Annotated in this window: 25 protein-coding genes; 18 read left to right on the top strand and 7 right to left on the bottom strand. The window is 59.1% G+C overall.

What is annotated here, in order from left to right:
* Positions 1–19 precede the first annotated feature (19 nt).
* Positions 20–946: a tyrosine recombinase XerC gene (locus I6E52_RS03605; RefSeq protein ID WP_197154927.1), complete on the top strand. Its 927-nt coding sequence runs from the start codon at positions 20–22 to the stop codon at positions 944–946.
* Between the two features lie 42 nt (positions 947–988).
* On the opposite strand, the gene I6E52_RS03600 is transcribed toward I6E52_RS03605, so the two are convergent.
* Positions 989–1,567, bottom strand: coding sequence for a MarR family winged helix-turn-helix transcriptional regulator (locus tag I6E52_RS03600; protein WP_197154926.1), 579 nt, complete (start codon positions 1,565–1,567; stop codon positions 989–991).
* A gap of 77 nt (positions 1,568–1,644) precedes the next feature.
* Between I6E52_RS03600 and I6E52_RS03595 the strand changes: the two genes are divergently transcribed.
* Positions 1,645–3,816, top strand: coding sequence for an MMPL family transporter (locus I6E52_RS03595; RefSeq protein ID WP_231601757.1), 2,172 nt, complete (start codon positions 1,645–1,647; stop codon positions 3,814–3,816).
* Positions 3,817–3,941: 125 nt separating this feature from the next.
* On the opposite strand, the gene I6E52_RS03590 is transcribed toward I6E52_RS03595, so the two are convergent.
* Positions 3,942–4,334: a carboxymuconolactone decarboxylase family protein gene (locus I6E52_RS03590; RefSeq protein WP_197154925.1), complete on the bottom strand. Its 393-nt coding sequence runs from the start codon at positions 4,332–4,334 to the stop codon at positions 3,942–3,944.
* Positions 4,335–4,606: 272 nt separating this feature from the next.
* Between I6E52_RS03590 and I6E52_RS03585 the strand changes: the two genes are divergently transcribed.
* The 7 genes from I6E52_RS03585 (at position 4,607) to I6E52_RS03555 (ending at position 10,192) form a co-directional block, all read left to right on the top strand.
* Positions 4,607–5,746 carry an NAD(P)/FAD-dependent oxidoreductase gene (locus I6E52_RS03585; RefSeq protein WP_197154923.1) on the top strand — a complete coding sequence of 380 codons (1,140 nt, stop codon included), beginning with the start codon at positions 4,607–4,609 and terminating at the stop codon, positions 5,744–5,746.
* 2 nt (positions 5,747–5,748) lie between these two features.
* Entirely contained in the window at positions 5,749–6,330 is a 582-nt protein-coding gene (locus I6E52_RS03580) for an amino acid synthesis family protein (protein ID WP_197154921.1), read from the top strand.
* A gap of 29 nt (positions 6,331–6,359) precedes the next feature.
* Complete coding sequence (locus I6E52_RS03575; protein ID WP_197154920.1) at positions 6,360–7,139, top strand: class II aldolase/adducin family protein; 780 nt, start codon at positions 6,360–6,362, stop codon at positions 7,137–7,139.
* Positions 7,140–7,210: 71 nt separating this feature from the next.
* On the top strand, positions 7,211–8,146 hold the full coding sequence (locus I6E52_RS03570; protein WP_197154919.1) for a 3-hydroxyacyl-CoA dehydrogenase NAD-binding domain-containing protein: 936 nt from the start codon (positions 7,211–7,213) through the stop codon (positions 8,144–8,146).
* Positions 8,146–8,991, top strand: a complete 846-nt coding sequence (locus tag I6E52_RS03565; RefSeq protein ID WP_197154918.1) for an alpha/beta fold hydrolase — start codon at positions 8,146–8,148, stop codon at positions 8,989–8,991. Before I6E52_RS03570 ends, I6E52_RS03565 begins: the two co-directional genes overlap by 1 nt.
* 11 nt (positions 8,992–9,002) lie before the next feature.
* Positions 9,003–9,461: a YbhB/YbcL family Raf kinase inhibitor-like protein gene (locus tag I6E52_RS03560; protein WP_197154917.1), complete on the top strand. Its 459-nt coding sequence runs from the start codon at positions 9,003–9,005 to the stop codon at positions 9,459–9,461.
* An 11-nt stretch (positions 9,462–9,472) separates the two neighbouring features.
* Positions 9,473–10,192 (top strand): amidohydrolase family protein, encoded by a 720-nt coding sequence (locus I6E52_RS03555; protein ID WP_197154916.1) that lies wholly within the window; start codon positions 9,473–9,475, stop codon positions 10,190–10,192.
* A gap of 42 nt (positions 10,193–10,234) precedes the next feature.
* Here the strand turns inward: I6E52_RS03555 and I6E52_RS03550 are convergent, their stop codons facing one another.
* The 4 genes from I6E52_RS03550 to I6E52_RS03535 all read right to left on the bottom strand — a co-directional run bounded on the left by I6E52_RS03550 (position 10,235) and on the right by I6E52_RS03535 (position 13,912).
* Positions 10,235–11,773 carry a GMC family oxidoreductase gene (locus I6E52_RS03550; protein ID WP_197154915.1) on the bottom strand — a complete coding sequence of 513 codons (1,539 nt, stop codon included), beginning with the start codon at positions 11,771–11,773 and terminating at the stop codon, positions 10,235–10,237.
* 7 nt (positions 11,774–11,780) lie between these two features.
* Positions 11,781–12,515, bottom strand: a complete 735-nt coding sequence (locus I6E52_RS03545) for an SDR family NAD(P)-dependent oxidoreductase (protein ID WP_197154914.1) — start codon at positions 12,513–12,515, stop codon at positions 11,781–11,783.
* Between the two features lie 58 nt (positions 12,516–12,573).
* Complete coding sequence (locus I6E52_RS03540; protein ID WP_197154913.1) at positions 12,574–13,332, bottom strand: N-acyl homoserine lactonase family protein; 759 nt, start codon at positions 13,330–13,332, stop codon at positions 12,574–12,576.
* 211 nt (positions 13,333–13,543) lie between these two features.
* Entirely contained in the window at positions 13,544–13,912 is a 369-nt protein-coding gene (locus I6E52_RS03535; RefSeq protein ID WP_197154911.1) for a hypothetical protein, read from the bottom strand.
* A 213-nt stretch (positions 13,913–14,125) separates the two neighbouring features.
* On the opposite strand from I6E52_RS03535, the gene I6E52_RS03530 reads away from it, so the two are divergent.
* The 6 genes from I6E52_RS03530 to I6E52_RS03505 all read left to right on the top strand — a co-directional run bounded on the left by I6E52_RS03530 (position 14,126) and on the right by I6E52_RS03505 (position 21,021).
* Positions 14,126–15,217: a BMP family protein gene (locus I6E52_RS03530; protein ID WP_197154908.1), complete on the top strand. Its 1,092-nt coding sequence runs from the start codon at positions 14,126–14,128 to the stop codon at positions 15,215–15,217.
* A 103-nt stretch (positions 15,218–15,320) separates the two neighbouring features.
* Positions 15,321–16,916, top strand: coding sequence for an ABC transporter ATP-binding protein (locus tag I6E52_RS03525; RefSeq protein WP_197154901.1), 1,596 nt, complete (start codon positions 15,321–15,323; stop codon positions 16,914–16,916).
* Positions 16,913–18,031 (top strand): ABC transporter permease, encoded by a 1,119-nt coding sequence (locus I6E52_RS03520; protein ID WP_197154900.1) that lies wholly within the window; start codon positions 16,913–16,915, stop codon positions 18,029–18,031. Before I6E52_RS03525 ends, I6E52_RS03520 begins: the two co-directional genes overlap by 4 nt.
* Positions 18,028–18,963 carry an ABC transporter permease gene (locus tag I6E52_RS03515; RefSeq protein WP_197154899.1) on the top strand — a complete coding sequence of 312 codons (936 nt, stop codon included), beginning with the start codon at positions 18,028–18,030 and terminating at the stop codon, positions 18,961–18,963. Before I6E52_RS03520 ends, I6E52_RS03515 begins: the two co-directional genes overlap by 4 nt.
* A gap of 30 nt (positions 18,964–18,993) precedes the next feature.
* Positions 18,994–20,154, top strand: coding sequence for an alanine--glyoxylate aminotransferase family protein (locus tag I6E52_RS03510; RefSeq protein ID WP_197154898.1), 1,161 nt, complete (start codon positions 18,994–18,996; stop codon positions 20,152–20,154).
* A 105-nt stretch (positions 20,155–20,259) separates the two neighbouring features.
* On the top strand, positions 20,260–21,021 hold the full coding sequence (locus I6E52_RS03505) for an IclR family transcriptional regulator (RefSeq protein WP_197154897.1): 762 nt from the start codon (positions 20,260–20,262) through the stop codon (positions 21,019–21,021).
* On the opposite strand, the gene I6E52_RS03500 is transcribed toward I6E52_RS03505, so the two are convergent.
* Positions 21,018–21,509, bottom strand: a complete 492-nt coding sequence (locus I6E52_RS03500; protein WP_197154895.1) for a M23 family metallopeptidase — start codon at positions 21,507–21,509, stop codon at positions 21,018–21,020. The genes I6E52_RS03505 and I6E52_RS03500 overlap by 4 nt on opposite strands.
* Positions 21,510–21,830: 321 nt before the next feature.
* On the opposite strand from I6E52_RS03500, the gene rpsB reads away from it, so the two are divergent.
* The 3 genes from rpsB (at position 21,831) to pyrH (ending at position 24,513) form a co-directional block, all read left to right on the top strand.
* Entirely contained in the window at positions 21,831–22,793 is a 963-nt protein-coding gene (gene rpsB / locus I6E52_RS03495; protein ID WP_197154893.1) for a 30S ribosomal protein S2, read from the top strand.
* Between the two features lie 11 nt (positions 22,794–22,804).
* The gene (gene tsf / locus I6E52_RS03490; RefSeq protein WP_197124078.1) at positions 22,805–23,632 is read left to right on the top strand and encodes a translation elongation factor Ts; all 828 of its coding nucleotides are present in this window, start codon (positions 22,805–22,807) and stop codon (positions 23,630–23,632) included.
* Between the two features lie 167 nt (positions 23,633–23,799).
* Positions 23,800–24,513, top strand: coding sequence for a UMP kinase (pyrH, locus tag I6E52_RS03485; protein WP_197124080.1), 714 nt, complete (start codon positions 23,800–23,802; stop codon positions 24,511–24,513).
* Positions 24,514–24,612: the final 99 nt, after the last annotated feature.

The following is a 24,612-nucleotide window of genomic DNA, read 5'->3' as shown; positions in this document are numbered from 1 at the left end:
GAGCCCCATTGTCGTCAGCATGCCGCACGATAGAGGGGTGAACCTGCCCCGCCTTGTGGATGCGTTCGTCGAGTACCTCTCGGCAGACCGTGGCTTCAGCGTGCACACGATTCGTTCCTACCGTTCTGATCTCACTAACCTCGTCGCTTTCGCGGGAGAGCGGTTGGCAACAGAGCCCGCTGATCTCGATCTCGAACTTTTGCGCGAGTGGTTGTGGCAGTCCTCCCAGGAGGGGCTCGCAAAAGCTACGTTGGCGCGTCGGGCGGCGGCCTCGCGGGCGTTCAGCGCGTGGTTGGCCCAGAATAAGTACACCGAGTTGGATGCCGCGGCTCGTCTTAAGGCGCCGAAGGCCGACCGGCACTTGCCCCGGGTTCTCAATCGCGATCAGATGGCCGAGATGTTGCAGAGTGTTGAGTCGCGGGCGTCCACGGCGGATCCGGTAGCGCTGCGGGACAGAGCCATTGTCGAGCTCCTCTATGCCTCGGCGTTGCGGGTGAGCGAGCTTGTGGGGCTCAGTGCGAATGACGTGGATGATTCCCGGCTCACGGTGCGCGTGATGGGTAAGGGATCGAAGGAGCGGGTGGTTCCGTTTGGTATTCCGGCTCAACGCGCGATCGCCGATTATCTCGAGCGTGGCCGACCTCAGCTCACCGCCGAAATCGGGGGAGCGGCACCGCTATTTGTGGGTGCCCGTGGCAAACGTGTCAGTGCGCGCACGGTGTACGAAGTGATCGCCCATTTGCTCGCCGACGTTCCTGGTTCGGGCGGATCCGGGCCGCACACGTTGAGACATACCGCTGCAACTCACCTCTTGGATGGCGGCGCCGATCTACGGGCGGTGCAGGAGCTTTTGGGGCATGCCAGTCTGGGCACTACCCAGCTGTATACCCATGTCTCAACGGAGCGTTTGCGCGAAAGCTACCGCACCGCGCATCCCCGCGCCTAAGCATTCGGCCTCGACGGTCAGCGGCCAGGCTTCTGGTGTCTCTTAGCCCAGGAGCGGTCTGTCGCCCACGTGGGTTTCTGGTTTCCATGACGTGCGGCGCGGGCCTGGCGGGTCAATCTTGGGTGGCGCGACTGCTGGTTTGGGGGAGGGAACGTCAGTGGGCTCCGGGAGCTGCGCGCGATAGATAGAGACGACCTGATCGAGGTAGCGCTCGATGATGTCTTTCTCGTTGTCGTCGAAGTTATCGAGCACGCGGTCAATTCCCATAATCATGGGCATCAGTGTGGCCATGGCGGTCGCGACCGAACTTGGGTTGGGCACGACAACGACGCTTCTGCGGTCGGTGGGATGTTGTTCTCGCGTCACATGGCCGACGTTGATGAGTCGGTCGATGGAGGCGGTCACGGCTGGCGTCGAGATATTGAGGCGACGAGACAGCTCGGTCGGTGGCAGTGGCCCGCTCATGATCAGGTGGTTCATCGCTTCGAGGTCGGTCGGGTTGACCGAGAGGGTTCGGCCGACATGTTCCTCGAACTCTTCACTGATATCGAGGATGTCGCGCAACAGCTGGGTGGGGCGTCGCGCGTCGGGACGCTCCGGAGGGGATTCGGTGTGTTGCATGCCGCTCACTTTACCGCTATGTTTCTAACTTGTCTAATATCTAGTTAATCGAAGTACTTTTCTTCAGAAGGAGAGCGATGTCTCGCCTCAGGACATTCATCACCGCCCGGCGCACTTCGTGGATCGTATTGGTCGCCGCCTTTCTCGCGGCTGGCGCAATATTCGCGGCAGGTTCGGGCAATGAAGAGGGCGCCCTTCCCGGCGTCGGTCTTCCGGAGTCAGCCGAATCAGCACAGGCTGCCGCTGCAGCAGAAGACCTCCCCGGAGCTGACTCCACGGTTGCTCTTCTCGTCTTCACGCGTGACGGTGATGCACTCACCGACGACGACACCGCTGCCATCACCGAGGCGACTGGCACGCTGAGCGAGCTCTCGGCCGAGGGATTCGTTCCACCACCGACGTTCTCCGACGACGGCACGACCGCGATCGTCACGGTTCCGCTCGATTCCCTCTCCGAAGCTGGCGAACAAGCCGAGCGCGCGGACGCGATTCGCGAGGAAGCCAACGCTGACCTTCCGAGTGGCCTCACTGCATTGCTCAGTGGTCCCGAAGGATTTGCGGTCGACATCGCCGCCGTCTTTGAAGGTGCTGACTTCACCCTTCTCATCACCACCGTGATTGTTGTCGCAGTGCTCCTGCTCGTGACGTACCGCAGCCCCTGGTTGTGGCTTGTCCCGCTCATTGTCGTCGGTACCGCCGACGGTCTTGCCGGAATCGTCGCGGCTCGTGTCGCCGCGCTCGCTGGCATCCCCTTGGATGCCTCGGTCACCGGAATTCTGTCGGTGCTGGTCTTCGGTGCTGGCACCAACTACGCGCTGCTGCTCATCGCCCGTTACCGTGACGAATTGCGCTTGGAAGAAGATCGTCGCGAGGCGATGTCACGAGCACTGCGCGGAGCTGGCCCCGCCATCATCGCCAGTGGCAGCACAGTGGTGCTCGCCCTCCTCACGCTGGTATTCGCTGAGCTGCAGGGCAACCGTGCGCTCGGCATCGCGTGTGCCACGGGTGTCGTTATCGCCATGATCTTCGCGCTCGTCGTCTTGCCGGCGGCTCTCGTCTTGTTCGGTCGAGGTCTCTTCTGGCCGTACATCCCCAAGTTCGGCACTGAAGGCAGCGCAGAACGCGGTGTCTGGCACAAGCTGGGCGTTTTGGTCTCCAAGAAGCCCGTTGCCGTTGCCATTCTGGGCGCGATCGTGCTTGGCGCGCTCTCCTTGGGCGTTCCGCAAATCAAGATTGGTCTCTCGCAGACCGAGAGCTTTACGCAGGTTCCCGAAGCGGTTCAGGGTCAGGAACTTATTGCTGAGGCTTTTCCTGCTGGCAGCGGTTCTCCGGCATCCGTCATTGTGAACTCAGACTATGCCGCTGAGGCTGCCCAAGCGGCAGAGGGCGTCGAGGGTGTGGACGCTGTCAGCATCGGCGAAAGCACGTCGACGATTACGCAGATCAGTGTGGTGTTGGATGACGCAGCCGAAACTGAAGGCTCGTTCGCCGCTATTGAGGCTCTCCGCGCTGAACTCTCCAGCATCGACGGTGCTGATGCTCTCGTCGGCGGGTTGGATGCGCAGGCTCTCGACGTGCAGCGCGCCCAGCAGCATGACCAAGATCTGGTGATCCCACTTATCTTGGGTCTGGTCTTCATCGTGTTGGTGCTGCTCTTGCGTTCGCTTATTGCTCCGATTCTGTTGCTGCTCACGGTGCTTGCCTCGTTCTTTGCGAGCTTGGGTGCCAGCTGGCTGCTGTTCCAGTCGGTCTTCGGATTCCCGGCTATCGACACCAACGTGGTGCTGTTTAGCTTCCTCTTCCTCGTGGCGCTAGGTGTGGATTACAACATCTTCTTGGTCACCCGGGCTCGAGAAGAAGCGGTCGAACACGGCACACGCCAGGGAATGATTCGCGCGCTCTCCTCGACCGGTGGCGTCATCACGAGTGCGGGTATTTTGCTCGCCGCCGTGTTTGCGGTGCTGGGTGTTTTGCCGCTCATCACGCTCACGCAGATCGGAATCATCGTCTGCATCGGTGTGCTGCTCGACACGCTGCTGGTTCGCACCGTGATCGTGCCGTCGCTCGCGTTCATGCTTGGCGAGAAGTTCTGGTGGCCGGGTCGCGTGATTTCGGTTGGTGCAGAAGTTCGCACCCCGAAGCGTGACGCTGCCGAGCACGTGCGCGAGCACGCTCCCGCTCACGCCGAAGATCACGCTCCGAAGCACGCGGAGGATGAGCACTCCCCGAAACACAGCATCGACGCTTAGTCGACGCACCACTCGGATGCTCGCCCTAGTCGAGCCCGCAGGCGCTATGCGCTCGGGCTCGGCTAGGGCTTTCGTCGTTCACGCGCTGTGCGGCGGTGGGCCGTGTTGAGCGCAACGAATGGCCGCTAGTCCTCGGTAATGTCTGGCTCGAGTCCTTCGGCCCCCACCACTTCACTCCACGCTTCAACGCCGCCTTGGAACGCGACGATGCCGGCTTCAGGCAGAGCAATTTCGATCGCTTCGAGTATTTCTGTTGCGGAGAGGCCGAGTTCGAGGGCCACCTTGATGTGGCTCTGGATGTGGGCTTTGGGCGCGCGCATCACTGTCAAGCTCAGAATGAAAAGCAGCTCTTTTGTCGTGCGGTCAAGTGTCCGCTGATCGAGGTAAGCAGCGGCCACAACATGGTTAGCGGCCTGCATAACAGGGAAGTCGTGCTGCGCAAGCACCTTGTGATAATCGAGCACGTAGCCCCGCTTGCTGGCCATGTCATTGATGTATTTCTGCGCCTCAGTAGTCATCGAATGTGTTCCCTCGCTGTTGGTTCCAGAGCGTTCTGTTGGCTTGACGATAGAGGATACCGGGCCGTTTCGCCCGGTCAACCGCTCCGGTGGGATGTGCCTCGACCCCACGAAGTCGCTTGTGTTGCGGGGAGGTTAAAGGTCGCGGGAATTCGCCCGATCGCTTGCGGAGGCGAGTGCTGAGATGTCAGAATCTCTACTATTGCGAGAACTGATCCTCAAATCGTGAGAATTATGTCGTGTGGATGAATCCACAGGAAGAAGGAAATCTGATGTCAGAGAGTCGACGCCACGCCGAAGTATCCGGAGGCGGATTCGCGGGTTTGACCGCGGCGACGGCGCTCGCACGCATGGGGTGGAGTGTCCGCTTGCATGAGCGTGCTCCAGAATTCCGCACCGAAGGCGCCGGCATCGTGCTGTGGAACAACAGCCTTCAAGTTCTCGACAAGATCGGGGCAATGCCCGACTTGATGTCGAAGTCGATGACACCTCCGGCGTATGAAACGCGCATGAACAACGTGATGCAGTCACAGGAGACTCTTGACGGCATCCGCTGGCGCACACTGACTCGACCGCATCTCTACGACACACTTCTGGTCGCGGCTCGGGAAGCGGGGGTCGAGATCCTTGTCGGCTCTGAAGTGGTTTCAGCCACTCCGGAAGGTCGCATCACCCTGGCCGATGGTTCCACTGCTGACGCTGATCTCATCGTGGGAGCAGACGGTGTGAGCTCTGCCGTGCGGGACTCTCTCGGAGTTCCTCTTAAGCGGGAGCGTTCGCGCGACGGGATTACGAGATTCCTCGTTCCTCGGCACAAGTCCGAACTGCAGGCGTTGGAACCTGATACCAATTGGGACAACGTCATCGACTTCTGGAACCTTGACCCGCGAGTTCTCCGAGTTCTGTACACCCCGGCGAACGACGACGAGCTGTACATCGCGTTGATGTCACCATCCGCGGATGCCGACGGATCCCGAGTACCAATCGATCTTGATCTCTGGGTTTCGATTTTCCCGCAGCTTGCGCCAGTGCTTGAGGATGCCGCCAAGACGCCGGGCAAGTACTACGGGTACCAAACCACACGCCTCGAACACTGGACCGAAGGCAAGGTCGCTCTTATCGGTGACGCCGCACACGCAATGTGCCCTGCTCTCGCCCAAGGTGCTGGCTCCGCTATGCAAAATGCGTGGACGCTAGCGGTCGCGGCGACCGCCGCCGGCGAATCGGAGATGGCGGATGCTCTCACGGAGTGGGAGCGCCTTGAACGGCCGTTCACCGATCGAGTTCAAGACCGGTCCCAGTGGTACGCGGACTCACGCGAGATGGCCAACGGAAATCAGTTTGTTGGCGAAAGTGTTGAAGCAGCGCTCTACAATCCGACCGATCCCCACCGACACGAAGTGAAAGCATAATCATGACTATTGATCCCTTCTACAACGTTCGCGCTTGGCACTCGTTCGTGCAGGAGACTGCCCATGATCGCGGCCCAGCACCGCAGCTACCTCTAATCAAGGCAGCGGTTGCTGTGGTCATTGCCAATCCATTTGCCGGCCAATGGGTCGAGGACCTTTCTCCGCTGACTAACCCCAGCGCAAGCATCGGTACCGAGCTTGGCGCTCGTGCTCTCGCCCTGCTGGGCGGACGTCCAGCCGAAAGCTATGGCAAAGGAGGGCTCGCCGGTCTCAACGGAGAACAAGAGCATGTTGTTGCCTGTGTGACGACGACATTCGGCAATGCGTTGCGTGATGCTATTGGCGGCGGCAAAGCGTGGATCTCGTCCGCGACCAAATCGGCTGCTGCCGGTACGTCAATTGACATCCCCTTGGCGTACAAGGACGAGGTCTATGTGCGGTCGCACTACGATGCGATGACCATCTCACTGCCGGATGCGCCGCGTCCCGACGAACTTGTCATCATCGCTGCTGTCGCTACCGGTGGGCGTCTCAACGCCCGTGTTGGTGGCATGACTGTCGATGAAGTTCTAGCCCGTATTTAGTGAAGTAACGGAATACCTGAGGAGCAACCGTGACCTACTCGCACACGCAGTACTACGAGGACCAGTCGATTGCGAGCGTTCTCGCCGACGTCGCTCGTGCCCACCGCATCTTGGAGCTCGAAGGCCACGGCGATATGTCGATGGGGCATCTTTCGTACCGAGACCCCTTTGGCCGAGGCCTCTGGCTCAAACGCGGAAACCTCGCATTGAGTGAAGTCGAAGCAGATGATTTCATCCTCATCGACTTCGATGGAAATGTGTTGGAGGGCACAGGCCTGCGCCACCTGGAGTGGCCGCTCCACGCCGAGATCATGAAAGCGCGCCCTGAGGTCAACTTCGTGGGGCACTCACACGCACATTTCTCCACGCTTCTTGCGGCATCCGAAGAAACGCTTAAGCCGTATAACAACCACGGAGTGTGGTTCGCCTATGAAGGTGTGCCGCGCTTTACGGACACAAGCCACATCATCACAACGGTGCCATTGGGAGTTGCCTCAGCGGCGAAGTTGGGCAACGCTCAGGCGCTGCTTTTGGCAAACCACGGCATCGCCTTCGTCGGCCGGACCGTGGCCGAAGTGACGCTGACGGGCATCTTTCTCGAGAAGGCAGCCCGTTTCCAAGTAGACCTGAAGTCGTCAGGCTTTGTGCCTATCGAGCCTGATGCTGAAGAAACGAAAGAGAAGTTCGACCGGATTTATCCCGCGAAGGCCCAGCACAACTATTGGACCTTCTTCAACCGGCGGCTTGAGCGAGTGGAGACTGCTTTCGGAATTGGCATCTCTCCCATCGCTCTTCCGCCAGCAATCTAAGTTCGCGCACCAACTACCCACATCAACCAGCTACACACACCGAGTCCAATCTTGTGAAAGAGAGCACGCAAATGAGTAGTCTTCCCAGTATCGTCACCGTCATCGGCTCGGGCACCATGGGCCCTGGCATCGCAGCCACCCTCGCTCGCGCTGGTGCAACCGTGCGCCTTTACGACATCTCTGATGCCGCAATCGCGAACGCCGAAGCGGCCTACGGGGTGGTTTCCAACGTCCTCGCAGCCGTTGATTCTCCGCTCGTCGACGGTGGATCGGTCAGTTTCGGTACGGATCTAGACGTTGCTCTTGCCGACACTGAACTCGTTATTGAAGCGGTGCCGGAGAAGCTCGAACTTAAGCAGAAGGTTCTTGCTGACATCGAGGCTCGCGTTGGCGATGGTGTCATCATCGCAACCAACACCTCGGGAATCCCCATTACGACGATGGCCGCGACGATGACGGTCCCTGGCCGCTTCATCGGTATGCACTGGTCGAACCCACCGCACCTCATCCCGATGATTGAAATCATTCCGGGCAAGGCCACGGACGAGGTACTCGTAGAAAAACTGGTAGGCATCGTCAAGGCGTTCAACTATGTGCCGGTTGTCGAAAAGGAGATTCCCGGATTCGTGGAGAACCGCGTTCTCTATGCGATCCTCCGTGAGTGCATGGCTCTGCTCGAAGAGGGAATTGTTACTCCGGAAGGGCTCGACGCCTGTGTGAAGTGGGGAATCGGCTACAAGCTTTCCGTCGTAGGCCCGACACGCCTTCTTGACATGGCCGGACTCGACATTTACCAGGCCGTTTCGGGGTACCTCAACAAGGAGCTCGACGTCAGCACTGACACCCCGCAGTTCATCAAGGACAAAATCGCCGAGGGAAAACTTGGCTTCAAGTCCAACGGTGGAATGTACGAGTACGGCGAGGGCGATGTAGACGCCAAGCGCAAGGAGATCGTGACCGGTCTTATCGCTGCACGCAAGACACTTTCGTCGATCCCCAACGTGTAATGCCTCCCGTCGTCGAGATCGAACCGCTCGATGGCGGCCTCCTGCGAACACGCGGAGCTGAAGTCGATATTGCATTCCGGATGCGGGGGACTGGGCCTGCGGTGGTGCTGCTTCACGGCACCTCCGCAACCCACGCGGTGTGGGAGCCCATCTCCGAAGCGCTTGCAGACCATGCGACCGTGATTGCGCTCGATCAACGCGGACACGGACGAAGCGACAAGCCGGAACACGGATACTCCGCTCGAGACTTTGCTGACGACGTGATCATGCTGCTGGACGCCCTCAAGATTGACCGCGCGATCATCGCCGGTCATTCTTTAGGCGGCCGCAATGCGTGGGTCACTGCTGCGCTGTATCCGGAGCGTGTATCGGGCGTCGTCGTGGTCGATTACACGCCGTATGTCGAGTCCGCAGTCATAGACGAGCTGCAAGAGAGGGTTGCGGGAGGCTACCGCTCTTTCTCCTCCCGTGACGAGATAGAGCTCTATCTGCGCGAACGATATCCCGCAATTATGCGCAGTGCCGTGGAACGACGAGCCCTGTGGGGTTATCGGCCACAAGACGACGGAACCCTTTTGCCGTGTGCTGACCCTCATGCAATGCGGCAACTCATCGAAGGTTTTCGCACGTCGTGGGCTGACGAGTTTCGTGCCGTTGGCGCCCCGATGACTCACGTGCGCGGTCCAGCCAGCCGCATCGTGAGCGACACAGCGTGGCAGCTGGCGATCGCGGATCGTCCCGCCGACCGCTGGGTCATCGTGGACGGCGCAGATCATTACGTTCCTGAAGAATTTCCCGACGTTGTAACTGCCGAGCTCGATCACGCGCTCGGATTCATCCCCTGAAAGGACCCATCGTGCCCCTCTTCATCGACAAACTAGCTGTTTCAAGCCCCGACTTCGGTGCGCTCGAGACCATTCCCACCCAGTTCACTGCTGACGGCGGCAGCGCCGTGCCTCGCATCGAAATTGAAGGAGCGCCCGAGGGCACCGTCGAATTCGCGCTCATCTGCAACGACCCGGATGCGCCGCTTCCCCACGGATTCACCCACTGGGTGGTCTATGGCATTCCCGCCACCGCTACAGCGCTCGATCTCGACGCCGAAGGGGTGCGCGGAGCGCCAAACGGAACCGGTCAAGCCGCCTGGTACGGACCCCAGCCGCCGGCTGGACATGGCGTGCACCACTACTACTTCTCTCTCTACGCGCTGAGCAAGCCTGTCGAGGGAACCCCCTCGCGCGAAGAGTTTCTCGCAGAGTATGCCGACTCGATCATCGAGCAAGCGCGCACAGTCGGTTTGTTCACGCAGGAATAGCGAGGGCGCGGATGAAAATCACAGACGCACACATGCACGTCGGCGACTTTCCCACCTTCGGGGTGAGTCTCGATGAAGACGGGCTAGCCGAGTACATGGCGAAGAACGATATCGAGACCGCCATGGTTTTTCATCAAGACAACGCCATGGTGCAGCGAGTTATCCAGGACATTCCTGGGGCATACGGCCTGTACTGGGCAAACCCCAAAATGGGCGATCCGGTACCCGAGCTTCGTGACTACCTTGCCGATCCGAAATTTCGGGGAGTCAAGCTGCATCCATTGATGGACGGTTTTCACCCGGACGACCCCATGGTCTGGCCGATTATCGAAGTGTTGATTGAACACGACCTTCCCGCGCTCATTCACTGTGGACATCCGATTTTCTCGTTGCCCTGGAGTATCGAGGAACTTATTGAGCGCTACGAGGAAGCGAAAATAATTCTCGGGCACATGGGCCACGGCAACGTCATCTATATCGACGCTTCGATCAAAGTCGCTGAACGGCACCCCAATGTGTGGCTGGAAACTAGTGGCATGCCCATGAGTGTAAAAATTCTCGAAGCGGTGAACAAAGTCGGCTCGAACCGAGTGCTCTATGGTTCAGACGGTCCGTGGCACGAACCAAAAGTGGAACAGCTCAAAGTGCAGTTGGCTGGGCTAGATGAATCTGCGCTCGAGGACGTGATGGGGCGCTCGGCGCAACGCCTCTTCCTCGGCAACAACAGTTAGGGCCTCGGCAAGCGGGGATGCGTGCTTCGCGTGCATCCTCGCTTAGTCGTGCGTTGCTGCAAAAGCCTCCGCGATCGCGAGAACTGCCGCATGCACGGGGCCGGCTGTAATCGACGGGATCACGGAAGCGTCCACGACAGAGAGTCCGCTAAGCCCACGGAAGGCTAAATCGGGGGTGACGGGCGCCGCATCCGAACTACCCATGCTGAGGGTTCCTACCGGGTGATGGTGGGTGATCGCGGCGCGAGCACCAAAGTCGTCGAGTTCTGCTGGAGTAGAGACCCCGGTTGCCGGAAGGACTTGCTTTCCGCGCCAGCCCGCCAGTCCCTCTGATCTGCCCACCAAGAGGGCGTGTTCGAGGGCCGACCTCAACAGATCCCTGTCATGATCCGTGTCGAGGTAGTTCGGATCGATCAATGGCGCATCAGTAATGTCTGGCCCCGAGATCCGGAGCGAGCCGCGGCTCGTGGGGTTGGTCACACCAAACAGTAGGGTGTAGCCACTTCCGGGAGGAACGTCGGAGACGGCATCCGTGAATGACTCTGAGGCACTGGGACCCACGACGCAGCCGACGACGATATCGGGCGCACCCGCCGTTTCGGTGAGGCCGCGTGCAGAGAGGTAGGTCATCGATTCTGACAATTGAAGTTTGGTCGGTGGAACCGGTCGACGCGAGTGGTACACGTTGCCAGCACCCAACAAGTGATCGTGCAGATTGCGACCTACTCCGTGGGACTCAAGCACAGTTGCAACTCCGGCCTCAGCCAGTACCTCGGGATCGCCGATGCCTGAACGCATGAGAAGTAGTGGGTCTCCGATCGAGCCGGCGGCGAGAATCACTTCACCAGCCTCGATCAGCTCTTCGTGGCCATCACGAATGATCAGCGCACCCGTCACGCGGCCGCGCTTGATGACCAGTTTCTGCACCGTTGTGTGGGGGAGCAGCGCAAGGTTCGGGCGGTCAAGAACCGGATCGAGATACACATCCGAAACGGTCACTCGCTTGCCGTTCTGGATCGTCAGCGAATTTGGGGTGCCGCCAAGCATCTCGCCGCCGTTGTGATCCGGAATTCGCGGGACTCCAAGCGACGCCCACGCTGCAAGGTAGTCCTGCACTAGTGGGCTGGATAGCTCGGGGCCAGGCAGAAGAACAGGAAGGGGGCCGGCAGTTCCGTGAACGGCGCTTGCGCCGCCGGAGAAGCTCTCAGACGCGATGAAATGGGGAAGTAGAGAGTCCCACGACCAGCGCGAGTCTCCCGTGGCATCTACCCATCGTGCGAAGTCAGCTCGACACCCCCGCATGTGCGCCATCGCGTGGACGAGGCTGGATCCGCCAATTCCCTTACCGCGCGCCCATTCCAACCTTCGACCAGCGAGCCCCGGTTGGGGAGTCGTTCGATAAGCCCAATCGTACGAGCGTCCATGGATGAAGGGCCACCGTTCTGGCATCCGCATTTCCGGGTCAGCGACTCGCGCTCCTGCTTCGACAACGGTGACCTGGCGCGAACGATCCGCGCTCAGCCTGTTTGCGAGAACGCTTCCGGAGGACCCCGCCCCGATTATCAGGATGTCGGTGGTCATAGTGGGCTTAGTTGCGGGTGTGCCCGGCATCGACCACTAGCGTCTGGCCTGTGATCCATTCAGCCTTTTCGGATGCCAAGAAGGCAACTGCCGGAGCGACGTCGGAGGGCATACCGCGGCGGTTGATGGCCTGCATCGGCACCACGAAGTCGAAGCCAGCTACGTGTGGTCCGGTGAGGACGCCTTCGCTCGCGATGATGCCAGGAGCTACGGCGTTGATGGTGATGCCGAGCTTGCCCAGTTCACCAGCGAGGCCTCGCACGAGCCCGATTGATGCTCCCTTTGTTGCGACATAGTGTGCACAGTTGGGAGTGCCAGCAACGAATGTGTTCGACGCGATGTTTACGATCCGGCCGTAGCCAGCTTCGCCCATGACTTTGGTGACCGCGTGAGTTACGAGGTAGATGCCGTCGAGGTTCACGGACATGACACGACGCCACTCCTCAAAGCTGATGTCTTCCCACGCCGTGAGAGGCACGAGAGCCGCATTGTTGACGAGCACGTCAATCCGGCCGAATTCGCTCACGATGTCAGCGATTGTCGCGGAGACTTGGTCGGGGTCGCTCACGTCGAGAGTCTTTGCGACGCCGTCGATCTCGCTGGCTACGGTCTGGGCACCATCTCCGTTGATGTCGGCAACGACGACTTTCATGCCGTCGGCGGCGAGTTCTTTCGCGATCGCTGCGCCGATTCCTTGGGCTGCTCCGGTGACAAGGGCTACGCGCTGTTCAGATTTCGTCATGTGCTGGTTCATCTCTTTCGTCATTCGCGAGGGAAGTGTTGTGCAACGATTGTTGTGGTTACTTACCGCCGTAGTATTCGGGCGCTAGCTTCCACTGCTCAAAAGGCTCAAGCTCATGTGATGGGTAAACATCGGCATCTTTAGTGCGAGCAAGGTAGTTGAGGCGTCGGATGGATTCGACTGACTTGGTCGGGTCGAGGTGGAAACCGGCGATCCATTCTTTTTCGAGAGTGGTGCGCGTATAAGCTGCATCGCCACAGAACAGCATGCTCTTTTCGTTTTCCATTTCGACCAGCATCGAGTAGTGCCCGATCGTGTGGCCAGGGGTCTCGAAGAGCCAGACTCCTGCGGCGATTTCGTAATCGCCCGAGATCGGCGTGTAGTTCGCGTCCGAGTGATCGAACGATAGATCCGAGTAGCCGAGGCGTTCGAAGGGTTCGGGCACTTTGGCGTGACGCAGTTCTTCTTTGTGAACGAGCGTTTTCGCTTTCGTGAGGTATTTGTTGCCGCCCACGTGATCGAAATGAAAGTGGGAGTTGATGACGATGTCGACGTCGTCGGGCGAGAATCCGCACTGAGCGAGTTGCGCGGGAATCGTTTGCTCCGGCGTTTGCTCCGGTAGCTCGAAGGGCAAAACCTTATTCACGTGGTCGAGGTCAAATCCGGTGTCGAACAGGATTAGCCCATCAGGGTGGTCGATCAGCACGCTATAGACCGGGAATCGCACAGGATTGCCGGCATTGATGTGCCAGTGCACATCCGATTCGTCAATTACAAGCGTTCCGCCGTCGAGCAGGTAGACCTTGGGGTCCGACATCGTTGACCTCGCCTCATCTATTCTTATATATCGTGAATTAGGGATCACAATATGAGAACTTGCTTCGCGGTGTCAAGCATTTCGATGGGACTTTACATTGCGGCAACAATGGTGCTGAGCGGTTCACGCTGGTCGCGCATTCGGCGTTCGGCGTCTGAGAACTTGCGCGGTTGCGAGGAGAAGTGTTTCACCGGCGAAGGGGCGAAACGGTTCAGCTCGTGGTGATACCGGGAAAGTCCTCGAAGCTCGGGGCGTAGTCGTAGTGGGTCCAGCGGTAGCAGTGGTCGAGCATCGGGTCTAAGGAAAAGTCGCCGATGCAGGTGGTGTCCTGGTAGCGGTCGCCGCTGTCGTCCGTGTAATGCACGCGGCACAGCACCCGCCAGGCGGCGCTTGTGTCCGAAGGCTGCTCGTCTACAAGGTGATCCGAAGGAAGCCAACATTCGGTCGAGGTGATGTGATCAGCGTCTAAATTGGACGTAGGGCCAGCAACTTCTCCGAGCGTCGCGAGGGCTGCAGAGTCTTCGCTTGAGAGGGGCGGGGAGGCGGAGCATGACGCAAGGGCAAGGGTGATTACGGCCATTAGGGACACAGTTAAAAGCTGGCGGTTCATGGGCGTTCGCTTTCTTCTCAGGGGCGGCGATACATATTTCGGACTTGTAAACGTCTAAGTTTTTCGTTGACGGCGCTGGCTCCTTCTCATACTGTAGTGCCAATCCCGCACATTGTGAGAAGACTTACTCAGGTGTAAATCGCTTCGTTCGGGCAAAACACTCACCTCGAAAGGACTTCAGCAATGCTTACATTCAGCAGTGTCCACCATGGACGCAACGCTGCTCGGGTCGCCGTCTTGGCAACCGCGAGTGCTCTTTTGCTCAGCCTTACCGCTTGCGCGGATGGTCGAAGTGGCGACGATGCTTCAGATGATTCATCGTCGTCGGCCACTACCGTTACCCAGTTTGCCCTCGTTGCTCCCGAGAACGAATCCGACTTCGGTTGGAACCAAGCCGGTCTCGTCGGCGCCGAAGTTGCCGCAGATGAGTTGGGCATCGAGGCTACCCTCGTGCCCGACGCCGGATGGGACAACGCAGAAACCATCATCAGTCAGGTTATCGATGGTGGAGCACAGTTCGTTGTCGCCCACGCCTCCGGTTATGGTGTCGCAGCGACGAGCGTTGCCAAATCTACGGGTGTTCCCGTGTTGATCCAGGATGCCGGCGATAACATTCCCGGCGAGATCGCTATCACCCAGACCAAAGCCGAACAGGGCGGCTACCTTGCCGGTATCGCTGCGGCCATGACTACTACGAGCAACACAATTGGCATCGTGGTTTCGGCTGATGACCTCAACTGGTTCAAGATGTCAGCTGGCTTCGCCGAAGGCGTTTACAGTGTTGACCCCACCATTCAGGTGCTCTACACCTCCGTAGGCCCGGCAGCGTATGCCGATGCTGCCGGTGGAAAGACTGCGGCTGAGCAGCTCATTGCTTCAGGCGCTGACGTCATCTTCGGAATGGGTGACGGCGCAACGCACGGTTACCTTCAAGCCGTTGAGGCTGCGGATGGCGTGAAGTACATCGCCGATATTGGTGACGTCACAGCAGGCCTGAGCGACCCGAGCGTGCTGCTCACGTCGGTGCTCTGGAACTACGGCCCCACGTACGTGCAGGCTATTAAGGACATCGAAGCAGGAACCTTCGGAGAGTCCGGCTATGAACTGACCGTTGATAATGGCGGACTGACGCTGCAAGAGACAGACAACATTACGGCGGAGATTCAGTCCGCTATCGATGCTGCTAAGGCAGGACTCGCGGATGGCTCGATCGTTCCGACTCCGGCTGAATCAGCTGACGCCGTCAACGCAGTAATCGCGGCCAAGGGCGCCTAACCGCAGCACCATCGCAGTACCTCTGTGATTACCCTCGCTCGGGGTGTCGGTGGCTGTACTTTGCAGTCACCGACACCCACCTAACCCGCCGCAGGAGATTTTCTTGAGTACATTGACTGATCCGGAAGTGATCTCGCTCAGAGAGATTACGAAAGCATTCCCCGGAGTCGTGGCAAATGACCGGATTTCATTGGACATCGTCAGCGGACAAGTTCACTGCCTCCTAGGCGAGAACGGTGCGGGAAAATCAACGCTGATCAGCATTTTGGCTGGGCTGCAGCAACCTGATTCTGGTTCGATTTCCATCAATGGCGTTGAAGCTGCAATTACCTCCCCCCGGGCGTCAGTGGACTATGGGATTGGTGTTGTGCATCAGCACTCCACGCTGGTTCCCGCATTCACTGTTCTTGAGAACCTCATGCTCGGCGAATCCGGCGTGATGCAAGAAAAGAAGCGGGCGAAAGAGCGTCTGGATGAGCTCTCAGAACTCCTGGGAGCTGAGCTCGATCCACAAGCGCTCGCCTCTGATCTGGGGCTCGGACAGCAACAGCAGGTGGAGATTGCAAAAGCTATCTGGAAAGGTAGCCGACTGCTCATTCTTGATGAGCCAACATCGATGCTTACCCCTCAGGCGATTGAACACCTCTCCGAAAGCGTTGAGAGGGTAAAAGCGCAAGGGCTGGCGGTAGTTTTCATCACCCACAAACTTCGCGAAGCGTACTCGATGGGGGACTGCGTCACCGTTCTGCGCAGCGGTCGAAACGTCGGCCATATCTCTGTCGAGGAGCTTGCCTCCTTCGACGAGCACGAAGCACAAGAGTCGATTCTTCGTGCGATGTTCGGCGAGGACATCAATTCCGTTGGCGACGATGCGGCAGAGCTCGCTGGTGCTACTGAAGCTGTCAGGGAGACACGGTCCATTGACCTGTCTTCACGACCTGTACGACTTGAACTCGACGCTGTATCGAGCCGCGGTCTCGGGCGAGATGTTGATGTCGACGGAATTTCCGTGAAGGTGCACGAAGGAGAAATCCTGGGCATCGCCGGTATCGACGGTCACGGGCAGGGCGCACTGGCGGAAGTTGTCGCAGGGCAACGCCCCGCGTCTGCAGGCAGTCTGCGTTTCGACGGTGAAGACGTGACCAAGCTGGGAGTCCGGGGGCGCCAGCACCTTGGAGTGCGCTACGTCACGGATGATCGCCTCCACGAAGGCACCGTTGGCTCGATGTCTGTCGCTCTTAATCTCGTGATCAAACGTATCGGGGAGCGTCCGTTTTGGCGCTTCGGCCAAATTCAGCGAAAGGTCGTGGATGCCGAAGCACTCCGTCTTATCGGAGAGTACGGAATTCGGACTCCTTCGCCTGCAACGCGAGCGGGCACACTATCGGGCGGCAACATTCAGAAGATCCTTCTGGCGCGAGAACTGACCGACGGAGCGCGCCTTGTTGTTGTGAACAAGCCAACCTATGGACTCGATCTCAAGACTGTGCACTTGGTGCGCGAAATCCTCATTGAGTTCGCTGCCAATGGCGGCTCAGTGATCCTCCTGTCCAGTGACCTCGACGAACTTGTCGAGCTGTCGCATCGAATCGAAATCATGTCAGGCGGAAAGATCGTCGGCAGTGTAGTGAACGATAAGCCGGGAACGGCAGAAAAAGTGGGGCACTTCATGACCGGTGCGATTGAGGGAGCGCAATGAAAAGCGCGGAGAACGACAAAGCCAAGAACCTTCTCGACGGTCTCGTCAGATCCATACTGCCGGTAATCCTGGCGCTGCTGGTTGCCGGCCTCATCATGCTCGCTATGGGTAGCAATCCCATTGACTTCTTTTCAGGTGTCTGGACCTACGGTGTGACGGGCTCTAACCTGCAACGCAGCCTCGTGCTCTCGGCACCGTTGATCCTCGTCGCCGTTGGTCTCATCGTGGCTTTTCGCGGTCAACTCTGGAACCTTGGCTACAACGGGCAGTATCTTCTCGGCGCAGTTGTGGCATCGGGCGCTGGCCCCTATCTCTTCGCCAGTATGCCGGCCTGGCTCGCGACGATCGTGATTATCCTCGGCGCACTGCTGGTCGGTGCCGTCTGGTCGCTCGTCCCCGCGATTCTGAAAGCCCGCTATGGAACAAACGAGATCATTACCTCGCTCGTGATGTCGTTTATCGGCGTAGGAATTGCCAACCTGCTTATTAAAGGGCCCCTCAAAGACCCGAACACTCCACAACCGCAAACAGAGGTAATCGCCGACAGCTATTTGCTGCCCTACATTCCGGGCACGGTCATCCATATCGGTCTGATCATCGCCATTGTGATTGCGATTGTGGCGCAGTTCATCTTCAGTAGAACTTCGTTCGGGCTAAGACTGGATATTTTTGGCGCAAGCCCCAAGGCCGCCCGCCACGTAGGAATCAACTCGACCTGGATGGTTATCTTGTTGTTCGCGGTCTCGAGCGCCCTCATTGCTCTGGCTGGGGCTATCGATGTGCTCGGCCAGTACAGCTATCAACGAGCTAACTGGGATCCTCATTACGGTGACGCAGTGATGCCCTTCGTCTTTCTTGCGAGGCTCAGCCCTCTTGCCGCAATTCCCTTGGTCGTTTTTTACGCGATTCTTGCTACCGGCGGAACGCTCGCAGCCCAACAAGCGGGCCTCAACGCCGACTTCCTTCTCGTGATCGTGGGGCTCATCCTCATCTTCATGACAATCACGGAATATGTCGGTGACCGCCGCAAGCTCGGCCAAAGCTATCTACCGCCGGGGTTGAAGACCACAGTTGTGCGCCTGTTCCAGGGCGGCACCGGAAGGAAGTCGTCATGAGCGATCTACTGTCAGCAGCGTTCGTCACCGTCTTCATCGCCTCGGTCATCGCTCAGGCGATGCCCCTCGTCCTAGCCTCTGTCGGTGAGACCATCGGCGAGCAAGCCGGAGTCTTGAACCTCGGTATTGAAGGCGTCATGCTCATCGGAGCATATTCCGGCTTCATCGTGACTCTCACCACGGGCAATTTCTGGCTAGGGATGCTCGCCGGGGCGGTCGGCGGCATCGTTGCCAACCTCGCGATGCTTGTGCTCAACGTCTGGCTAGGGCTCAATCAGATCGTCATCGGATTGGCCATCACGCTCGTCGGCGAGGGCATCACGAGTGTCCTGTACCTGCAAAATAATGCCAAATCAGTGACGAGCCTTGGCACTGCTCCAGAGCTCTCGGTGCCGTTCTTATCCGATATTCCGGTAATCGGTCCCGCGATTTTCGAGCAATCTGCGATCTTCTGGATTGCGCTTGTCTTAGTAGTTATTGCGGGCCTTTTTCTAGCCAAGACCAACTGGGGATTGTCGACTCGGTCTGCCGGCCAGAAGCCATCATCGCTCGATGCGGCGGGCGGAAGCGTCATCCAGATCCGTTCAATCGCTGTGATCTTGGGTGGTGCCTTTGTCGGGTTGGGCGGGGCATATCTCGCCGCAATCACCACTTCAACTTTCACTCCCTTCATCACAAACGGCCTCGGCTTCATCGCGATCGTGATCACCATGCTCTCTCGCGGACGGATTCTCGTGGTGGTCATCACTTCATTCGTGTATGGCTTTGCCGTAGCGATCGGGCCTGCACTTCAGGTGTTGGGGTACAACGTGCCCGCCGATGTCATCCGAATGATCCCGTTCATCGTCGTGATCCTGACTCTCATCATTTTCGCCCGCAGCTCCGTAGTTCCGCCCGCACTGGGCACGCCCTACTCGCGTGGCGCTCGCTAGATCAATCGTCAACCTGAAAGGAACCATCTGATGGCACTCCCCGATTTCACTCTCTCTGCCGGGCCTGTTTCGGTAACAGCCCGCACTTTGGCTGGGCTCAGCCAGCCAATGCTCTATCACTACGACCCCGAATTCAAAGCTGCGTTCGTACGCACTCAAGACAAGGTCGCCCAGATATTCAAGACCACCAATGACATCGTGCTGATGCAAGGGGAGGCCATCGTCGGCCTCGAGGGTGCCTTGCGCTCCCTCATCACCCCCGGAATGCACGTACTGAACTTGGTGCAAGGTGTCTTCGGTAAGGGAACCGGCTACTGGGTATCCGGTTTTGGTGCAGTGCTGCACGAGATCGAAGTGGGGTACGACGATGCAGTCTCCCCGGCGGCAGTCGAGGCCTACCTCGATGAGCACCCCGAGATCCAAATGGTGTGCTTGGTCGCATCCGAGACTCCATCGGGCACCGTGACGGATGTGGCGAAAATCGGTCCGCTGTGTCGCGATCGTGGAATTCTTACCTACATTGACACGGTATCCGGGGTTCTCGGAATGCAGTGGGAAACAGATGAGTGGGGTCTCGACGTCTGTGTTGCCGGCGCTCAAAAGTGCCTCGGAGGTCCTCCCGGCGTCGCATTGATTTCAGTGAGCCAAAAGGCCTGGGACGTGATGTACGCGAACCCCGCTGCTCCTCGTGATTCGTACCTGTCTCTCATTGACTGGAAAGAAAAGTGGCTAGGGGAAGGGCGTTTTCCGTATACCCCCTCGGTGAGCGACATGGGAGGGCTTGAAGCAGCTCTCGACCAGGCTCTCGAAGAAGGAATCGATGCTGTGGTTGCACGGCACGAACTCGCCGCTGAAGTGACAAGAGCCGGTGCGCAAGCGATGGGGCTCGAGCTATGGGCTGTTCGCGAGGAGATCTTGTCGGCGTGTGTCACATCGATCAGGCTTCCGGACAATTTCGACAACGCTGTCGTTCGAGACCTAGCCCGTGAGCGCTATGGAGTTATGTTGTCGCACGGCCAAGGTGCGGGCAACCTCGTGCGTCTGTCACACATGGGGCCGACGGCGGGAGGGATGCATTCGATAATCGGACTCGCTACCCTTGGTCGCACGCTCGCCGATCTGGGCATGCCGGTCAACATCGGCGCGGGCATCGAAGCGGCTCTCTCTGTTCTTAGCGCGCAGCGCAAATGATGTCGCTACTGCGGCGCTGTAGTGCAGAATTGAATTCGACGTCGACCACCGCCCATGTCGAGTAAGGCAGCGGCGGGGGCGGGACTCGAAAAGAACGGAGGCGAAGTGAGCGTAGACCCACAGCGCACGAAGGGCGTGGATAGTGCACGTCGTGCTCTCCAAATTCTTCTTCAATTCAGCGAACGCACGCCCGAATTGACAGTCGATAACCTTCTTGAGGACCACGATATTTCTGTCCCGAGTGCGTATCGCTACATCTCGTTGCTTCGTGAACTAGACCTCATCGAAGAGCGGGAAAAGGGGCGTTTCGTGCTGTCGCCGCAGGTGTTCCGGCTGGCGAGAGCTGCAGAAGCATCTGTTGACTACCGAACCATGGCACAGCCAATTCTGGATCGTTTGATGCAGTCGACCGGTGAGACCGCGTTGTATGTTCGGCGGGTCAACGACTCGGCGGTGTGCCTTGCCATCGCGGAGTCTGCGCACGCGATTTCGATATCGTTCCAGCCTGGAAACCTGATGCCGTTGCATCTCGGTGCCGCGCCCAAACTATTGCTGAGCGAGCTGTCACCCGCGAAGCTTTCCGGCTACTTTCAGCGATTGGGATCGATTTTCTCGACTGAGGCTCAGGCGAAGCTCATCTCTGATTTGGACCGCATCCGAGCAGTCGGCTACGCAGAGAGCTCAGCAGAGGTCGACCAGGGAGTGTGGGCGAGCGCTGCCACTGTTCACGTCACAGGAACAGCAGTCGGCGCGATCAGCGTGGTGGCGCCTGCCTACAGGTTGTCCGCCGAGCATCGAACAGAAATTGCGGAAGCTGTCCAGGCCAGTGCAAAGGAATTGGAAGACGCGATCGCCTATCAGTCCTAGGGCTTTCGTGTGGGCAGCAGTATCGCCCGCGGTATCGCTCCGAGGTAATTCAGCGGCGACACGTACTCGCCATCGAGCCGCACGCCAAAGTGGATGCACGCGACCGAACAGTGTCCGGGCTGCAGCTCGCCAATCACGTCTCCTTGCTGCACGGAGTCACCGCGGGCAAGCGTGGTGGTGACGGGCTCGTAGCTTGTGATGAGTCCGCCAGGGTGTCGCAGTGACAACACCGGGCGATCCACCACGACACCGGCGAAGTGCACGGCTCCTGCGGCGGGAGCTCGCACCTCAGTCGTGGTGCCAGCGCCAATGTCGATGCCACGGTGCCCCGCCGAATACGCCGTGTCCGGTGCGATATAGGGGCGGATGATCGGATGCGGTGCCTCTACTGGCCAATCCCACTCGGTGGTCGTAGTCGCGTGTGCGCTCGCGCCGGTGACCGCCACCACGAGGAGCGCGAGAATCATGGATGCAGGGGTTCGAAACATCCATTCAGCGTGCTCGTCTGACCTTCCTTATAGCGGCCGAAATAGACATCAGGGGAAACCTGTTCCCTGTGATGCTGTTGTGGGGGAGCGATGGTATGATTTTGGCAGCACCGCGTGTATTCGCGGTGACTACGCGTGCCCCGTTGCAGTACAACTACCGCAACACACGGCCGCTATCTCCACTCAGTCCCCTCTCGTGCACCATTGCGCTGGGGGCGGAGGTATGCCCGGGCACTAGGATTCGCGCCAACCGGTCGCGAGTATTAACTGAGAAGGCCATTGCCGCCACGCGCGCCAGTGAGCCAGAAAAGGAGAACGGCCATGGCCGTCGTAACCATCCGCCAGCTGCTCGACAGCGGCGTACACTTCGGACACCAGACTCGTCGTTGGAACCCGAAAATGAAGCGCTTTATTCTGACCGAGCGCTCGGGCAGCCACATCATCGACTTGCAGCAGTCGCTTGGTTACATCGACGCTGTCTATGACTACGTCAAGGAGACGGTCGCCCACGGCGGAACCATCCTCTTCGTCGGTACCAAGAAGCAGGCGCAGGGAACGATCGCTGAGCAGGCACTGCGCGTAGGCCAGCCCTACGTCAACCAGCGCTGGCTCGGTGGACTCCTCACCAACTTCCAGACGGTTTCCAAGCGTCTTGCACGCATGAAGGAACTCGAAGAGGTTGACTTCGATGACACCACACGTGGTTTCACCAAGAAGGAACTGCTCATTCAGAAGCGCGAGCTTGTGAAACTGCAGAAGAGCCTCGGCGGTATCCGTAACCTCACGAAGACCCCTTCGGCCATCTGGATCGTTGACACCAAGAAGGAGCACCTCGCCATTGACGAGGCTCACAAGCTTGGTATCCCCGTCATCGCCATCCTCGACACCAACTGCGACCCCGACGACGTTGCGTACCCGATCCCGGGTAACGACGACGCCATCCGCTCGGTTGGTCTCCTCACGCGCATCGTTGCTGACGCTGCTGCTGAGGGCCTTATTCAGCGTCACCAGAAGCCAGAAGAGGGCAAAGAAGTAGAGCCCATGGCTGCATGGGAAGCTGAGCTTCTCGGCCAGGCTGACGCGGATGCCGCTGCAGCTAAGACCGAAGAGCCCAAGGCTGAAGAAGCTAAGGCTGAAGAGCCCAAGGCTGAAGAAGCTAAGGCTGAAGAAGCTAAGGCTGAAGAGCCCGCCAAGGCAGAGGCAAAGGCTGAGAAGGCCGCAGCTAAGCCCGCAGCAAAGAAGACCCCCGCGAAGGCTGCAGACGCAGCTGACGACAAGAAGTAAGGATTCGAACAATGGCAGACTTCAGCCTCGAAGACCTCAAGACCCTGCGCGAGCGCCTCGGCACCGGCATGGTTGAAACCAAGAACGCTCTCGTTGAGGCGGGCGGTGACCTCGAAAAGGCCACCGAGCTCCTGCGTCTGCGCGGTGCCAAGAGCAACGCAAAGCGTTCTGACCGTTCCACTAGCGAAGGCCTCATCGCCGCGAAGACCGCTGGCGGAGCAACCACCATCATCGAGCTCGCCTGCGAGACCGACTTCGTTGCAAAGGGTGACAAGTTTGTTGCTCTCGGCGAGGCCGTTGCTACCGCAGTTGCTGAGTCCGGCGCGTCGACCGTGGAAGAGGGCCTCGCGGCCCCCGCCGGGTCGTCGACTGTCGAACAGCTCATCAACGATGAGGCTGCGATTCTCGGTGAGAAGTTCGAACTGCGTCGCCTGACCAAGGTCGAGGGTGACTCGTTCGAGGTCTACATGCACCGCACCAACAAGGACCTGCCTCCGCAGGTCGGCGTTGTTGTCGCATACACGGGTGACGATGCAGAGACCGCTCGCGGAATCGCGCAGCACATCTCGTTCGCTGCTCCGACCTACCTTTCGCGTGAAGACGTTCCGGCAGATGATGTCGAGAATGAGCGTCGTATCGTTGAAGAGATCAGTCGCGGAGAGGGCAAGCCTGACGCTGCTCTCCCCAAGATCGTTGAAGGCCGTCTCGGCGCGTTCTTCAAGCAGGTTGCCCTGCTTGACCAGGACTACGCTCGTGACAACAAGGTTTCGGTCGCCAAGGTTGCCGCTGACGCGGGCATCACCATCACTGGTTTTGCACGCTTCAAGGTAGGCGCCTAACACGCATATCGATGAAGGCCCGAGGCTCTATTGCCTCGGGCCTTTGTTGTGTGCCGCCGCGGATCAGCCGGCCCGGCACGGTCATTGCGGCGAATGTGCTGTGCGCCCGTGCTGAACTCTCCACAACGCAATACCCTGTAATAGAGAACCGCTAGGGAAAGAAGACGATGACAATTCAACGCAAACGCCGAGTGCTGCTAAAACTGTCGGGAGAAGCATTCGGTGGTGGGCAGTTGGGCGTTAACCCCGACGTTGTCTCGGCCCTCGCTAAAGAAATTGCTGCAGCTGCGGCTGACGTGGAGATCGCTATCGTCGTTGGTGGCGGCAACTTCTTCCGCGGTGCTGAGCTCAGCCAGCGTGGAATGGATCGTGGCCGCGCCGACTACATGGGCATGTTGGGCACCGTCATGAATGCCCTTGCCCTTCAAGACTTCCTCGAGCAGGCCGGTACGGCTACGCGCGTGCAGTCCGCTATCGCTATGACGCAGGTCGCAGAACCCTATATTCCGTTGCGCGCTGAACGTCATCTCGAGAAGGGGCGAGTTGTTATCTTCGGTGCCGGTGCAGGCTTGCCGTACTTCTCCACCGACACCGTTGCAGCTCAGCGTGCCCTCGAGATCGGCGCCGAAGAAGTGCTCGTTGCTAAGAACGGTGTTGACGGCGTGTACGACGCTGACCCCCGCAGCAATCCGGATGCACGCAAGCTTGAATCAATCAGCTTTCAGGATGCGCTCGTGCAGGGCCTCAAGGTCGTCGATTCGACCGCGTTTAGCCTGTGCATGGACAATGCGATGCCGATGCTCGTGTTCGGCATGGAGCCAGCAGGAAACCTCACGCGCGCCATCGTGGGAGAGCAAATCGGCACTCGCGTGCACGGATAGCGCTCAGCGCACCAATTCCCGCCCCACCCAAACGATTTCCGAGTGCCGCACCGCAGTTGTTCATGCCTCTGCACGCTAAACTCGGGTGAGACCCAGAGG

The organism is Salinibacterium sp. NG253, assembly GCF_015864945.1.
GTDB lineage: Bacteria > Actinomycetota > Actinomycetes > Actinomycetales > Microbacteriaceae > Rhodoglobus.
Note: the sequence above shows the minus strand (reverse complement) of the source record. Positions and strands in the feature narration are given on the sequence as shown.

Excerpts from the sequence above, each read along its gene's own strand:
- I6E52_RS03530 (WP_197154908.1), top strand. The coding sequence starts at position 14,126 with ATGCTTACATTCAGCAGTGTCCACCATGGACGCAACGCTGCTCGGGTC.
- rpsB (WP_197154893.1), top strand. The coding sequence starts at position 21,831 with ATGGCCGTCGTAACCATCCGCCAGCTGCTCGACAGCGGCGTACACTTC.
- I6E52_RS03540 (WP_197154913.1), bottom strand. The coding sequence starts at position 13,332 with ATGTCGGACCCCAAGGTCTACCTGCTCGACGGCGGAACGCTTGTAATT.
- I6E52_RS03570 (WP_197154919.1), top strand. The coding sequence starts at position 7,211 with ATGAGTAGTCTTCCCAGTATCGTCACCGTCATCGGCTCGGGCACCATG.
- I6E52_RS03585 (WP_197154923.1), top strand. The coding sequence starts at position 4,607 with ATGTCAGAGAGTCGACGCCACGCCGAAGTATCCGGAGGCGGATTCGCG.
- I6E52_RS03595 (WP_231601757.1), top strand. The coding sequence starts at position 1,645 with ATGTCTCGCCTCAGGACATTCATCACCGCCCGGCGCACTTCGTGGATC.
- I6E52_RS03550 (WP_197154915.1), bottom strand. The coding sequence starts at position 11,773 with ATGACCACCGACATCCTGATAATCGGGGCGGGGTCCTCCGGAAGCGTT.
- tsf (WP_197124078.1), top strand. The coding sequence starts at position 22,805 with ATGGCAGACTTCAGCCTCGAAGACCTCAAGACCCTGCGCGAGCGCCTC.
- pyrH (WP_197124080.1), top strand. The coding sequence starts at position 23,800 with ATGACAATTCAACGCAAACGCCGAGTGCTGCTAAAACTGTCGGGAGAA.
- I6E52_RS03515 (WP_197154899.1), top strand. The coding sequence starts at position 18,028 with ATGAGCGATCTACTGTCAGCAGCGTTCGTCACCGTCTTCATCGCCTCG.
- I6E52_RS03580 (WP_197154921.1), top strand. The coding sequence starts at position 5,749 with ATGACTATTGATCCCTTCTACAACGTTCGCGCTTGGCACTCGTTCGTG.
- I6E52_RS03500 (WP_197154895.1), bottom strand. The coding sequence starts at position 21,509 with ATGTTTCGAACCCCTGCATCCATGATTCTCGCGCTCCTCGTGGTGGCG.
- I6E52_RS03510 (WP_197154898.1), top strand. The coding sequence starts at position 18,994 with ATGGCACTCCCCGATTTCACTCTCTCTGCCGGGCCTGTTTCGGTAACA.
- I6E52_RS03605 (WP_197154927.1), top strand. The coding sequence starts at position 20 with ATGCCGCACGATAGAGGGGTGAACCTGCCCCGCCTTGTGGATGCGTTC.
- I6E52_RS03520 (WP_197154900.1), top strand. The coding sequence starts at position 16,913 with ATGAAAAGCGCGGAGAACGACAAAGCCAAGAACCTTCTCGACGGTCTC.
- I6E52_RS03545 (WP_197154914.1), bottom strand. The coding sequence starts at position 12,515 with ATGACGAAATCTGAACAGCGCGTAGCCCTTGTCACCGGAGCAGCCCAA.
- I6E52_RS03565 (WP_197154918.1), top strand. The coding sequence starts at position 8,146 with ATGCCTCCCGTCGTCGAGATCGAACCGCTCGATGGCGGCCTCCTGCGA.
- I6E52_RS03600 (WP_197154926.1), bottom strand. The coding sequence starts at position 1,567 with ATGCAACACACCGAATCCCCTCCGGAGCGTCCCGACGCGCGACGCCCC.
- I6E52_RS03590 (WP_197154925.1), bottom strand. The coding sequence starts at position 4,334 with ATGACTACTGAGGCGCAGAAATACATCAATGACATGGCCAGCAAGCGG.
- I6E52_RS03555 (WP_197154916.1), top strand. The coding sequence starts at position 9,473 with ATGAAAATCACAGACGCACACATGCACGTCGGCGACTTTCCCACCTTC.
- I6E52_RS03535 (WP_197154911.1), bottom strand. The coding sequence starts at position 13,912 with ATGGCCGTAATCACCCTTGCCCTTGCGTCATGCTCCGCCTCCCCGCCC.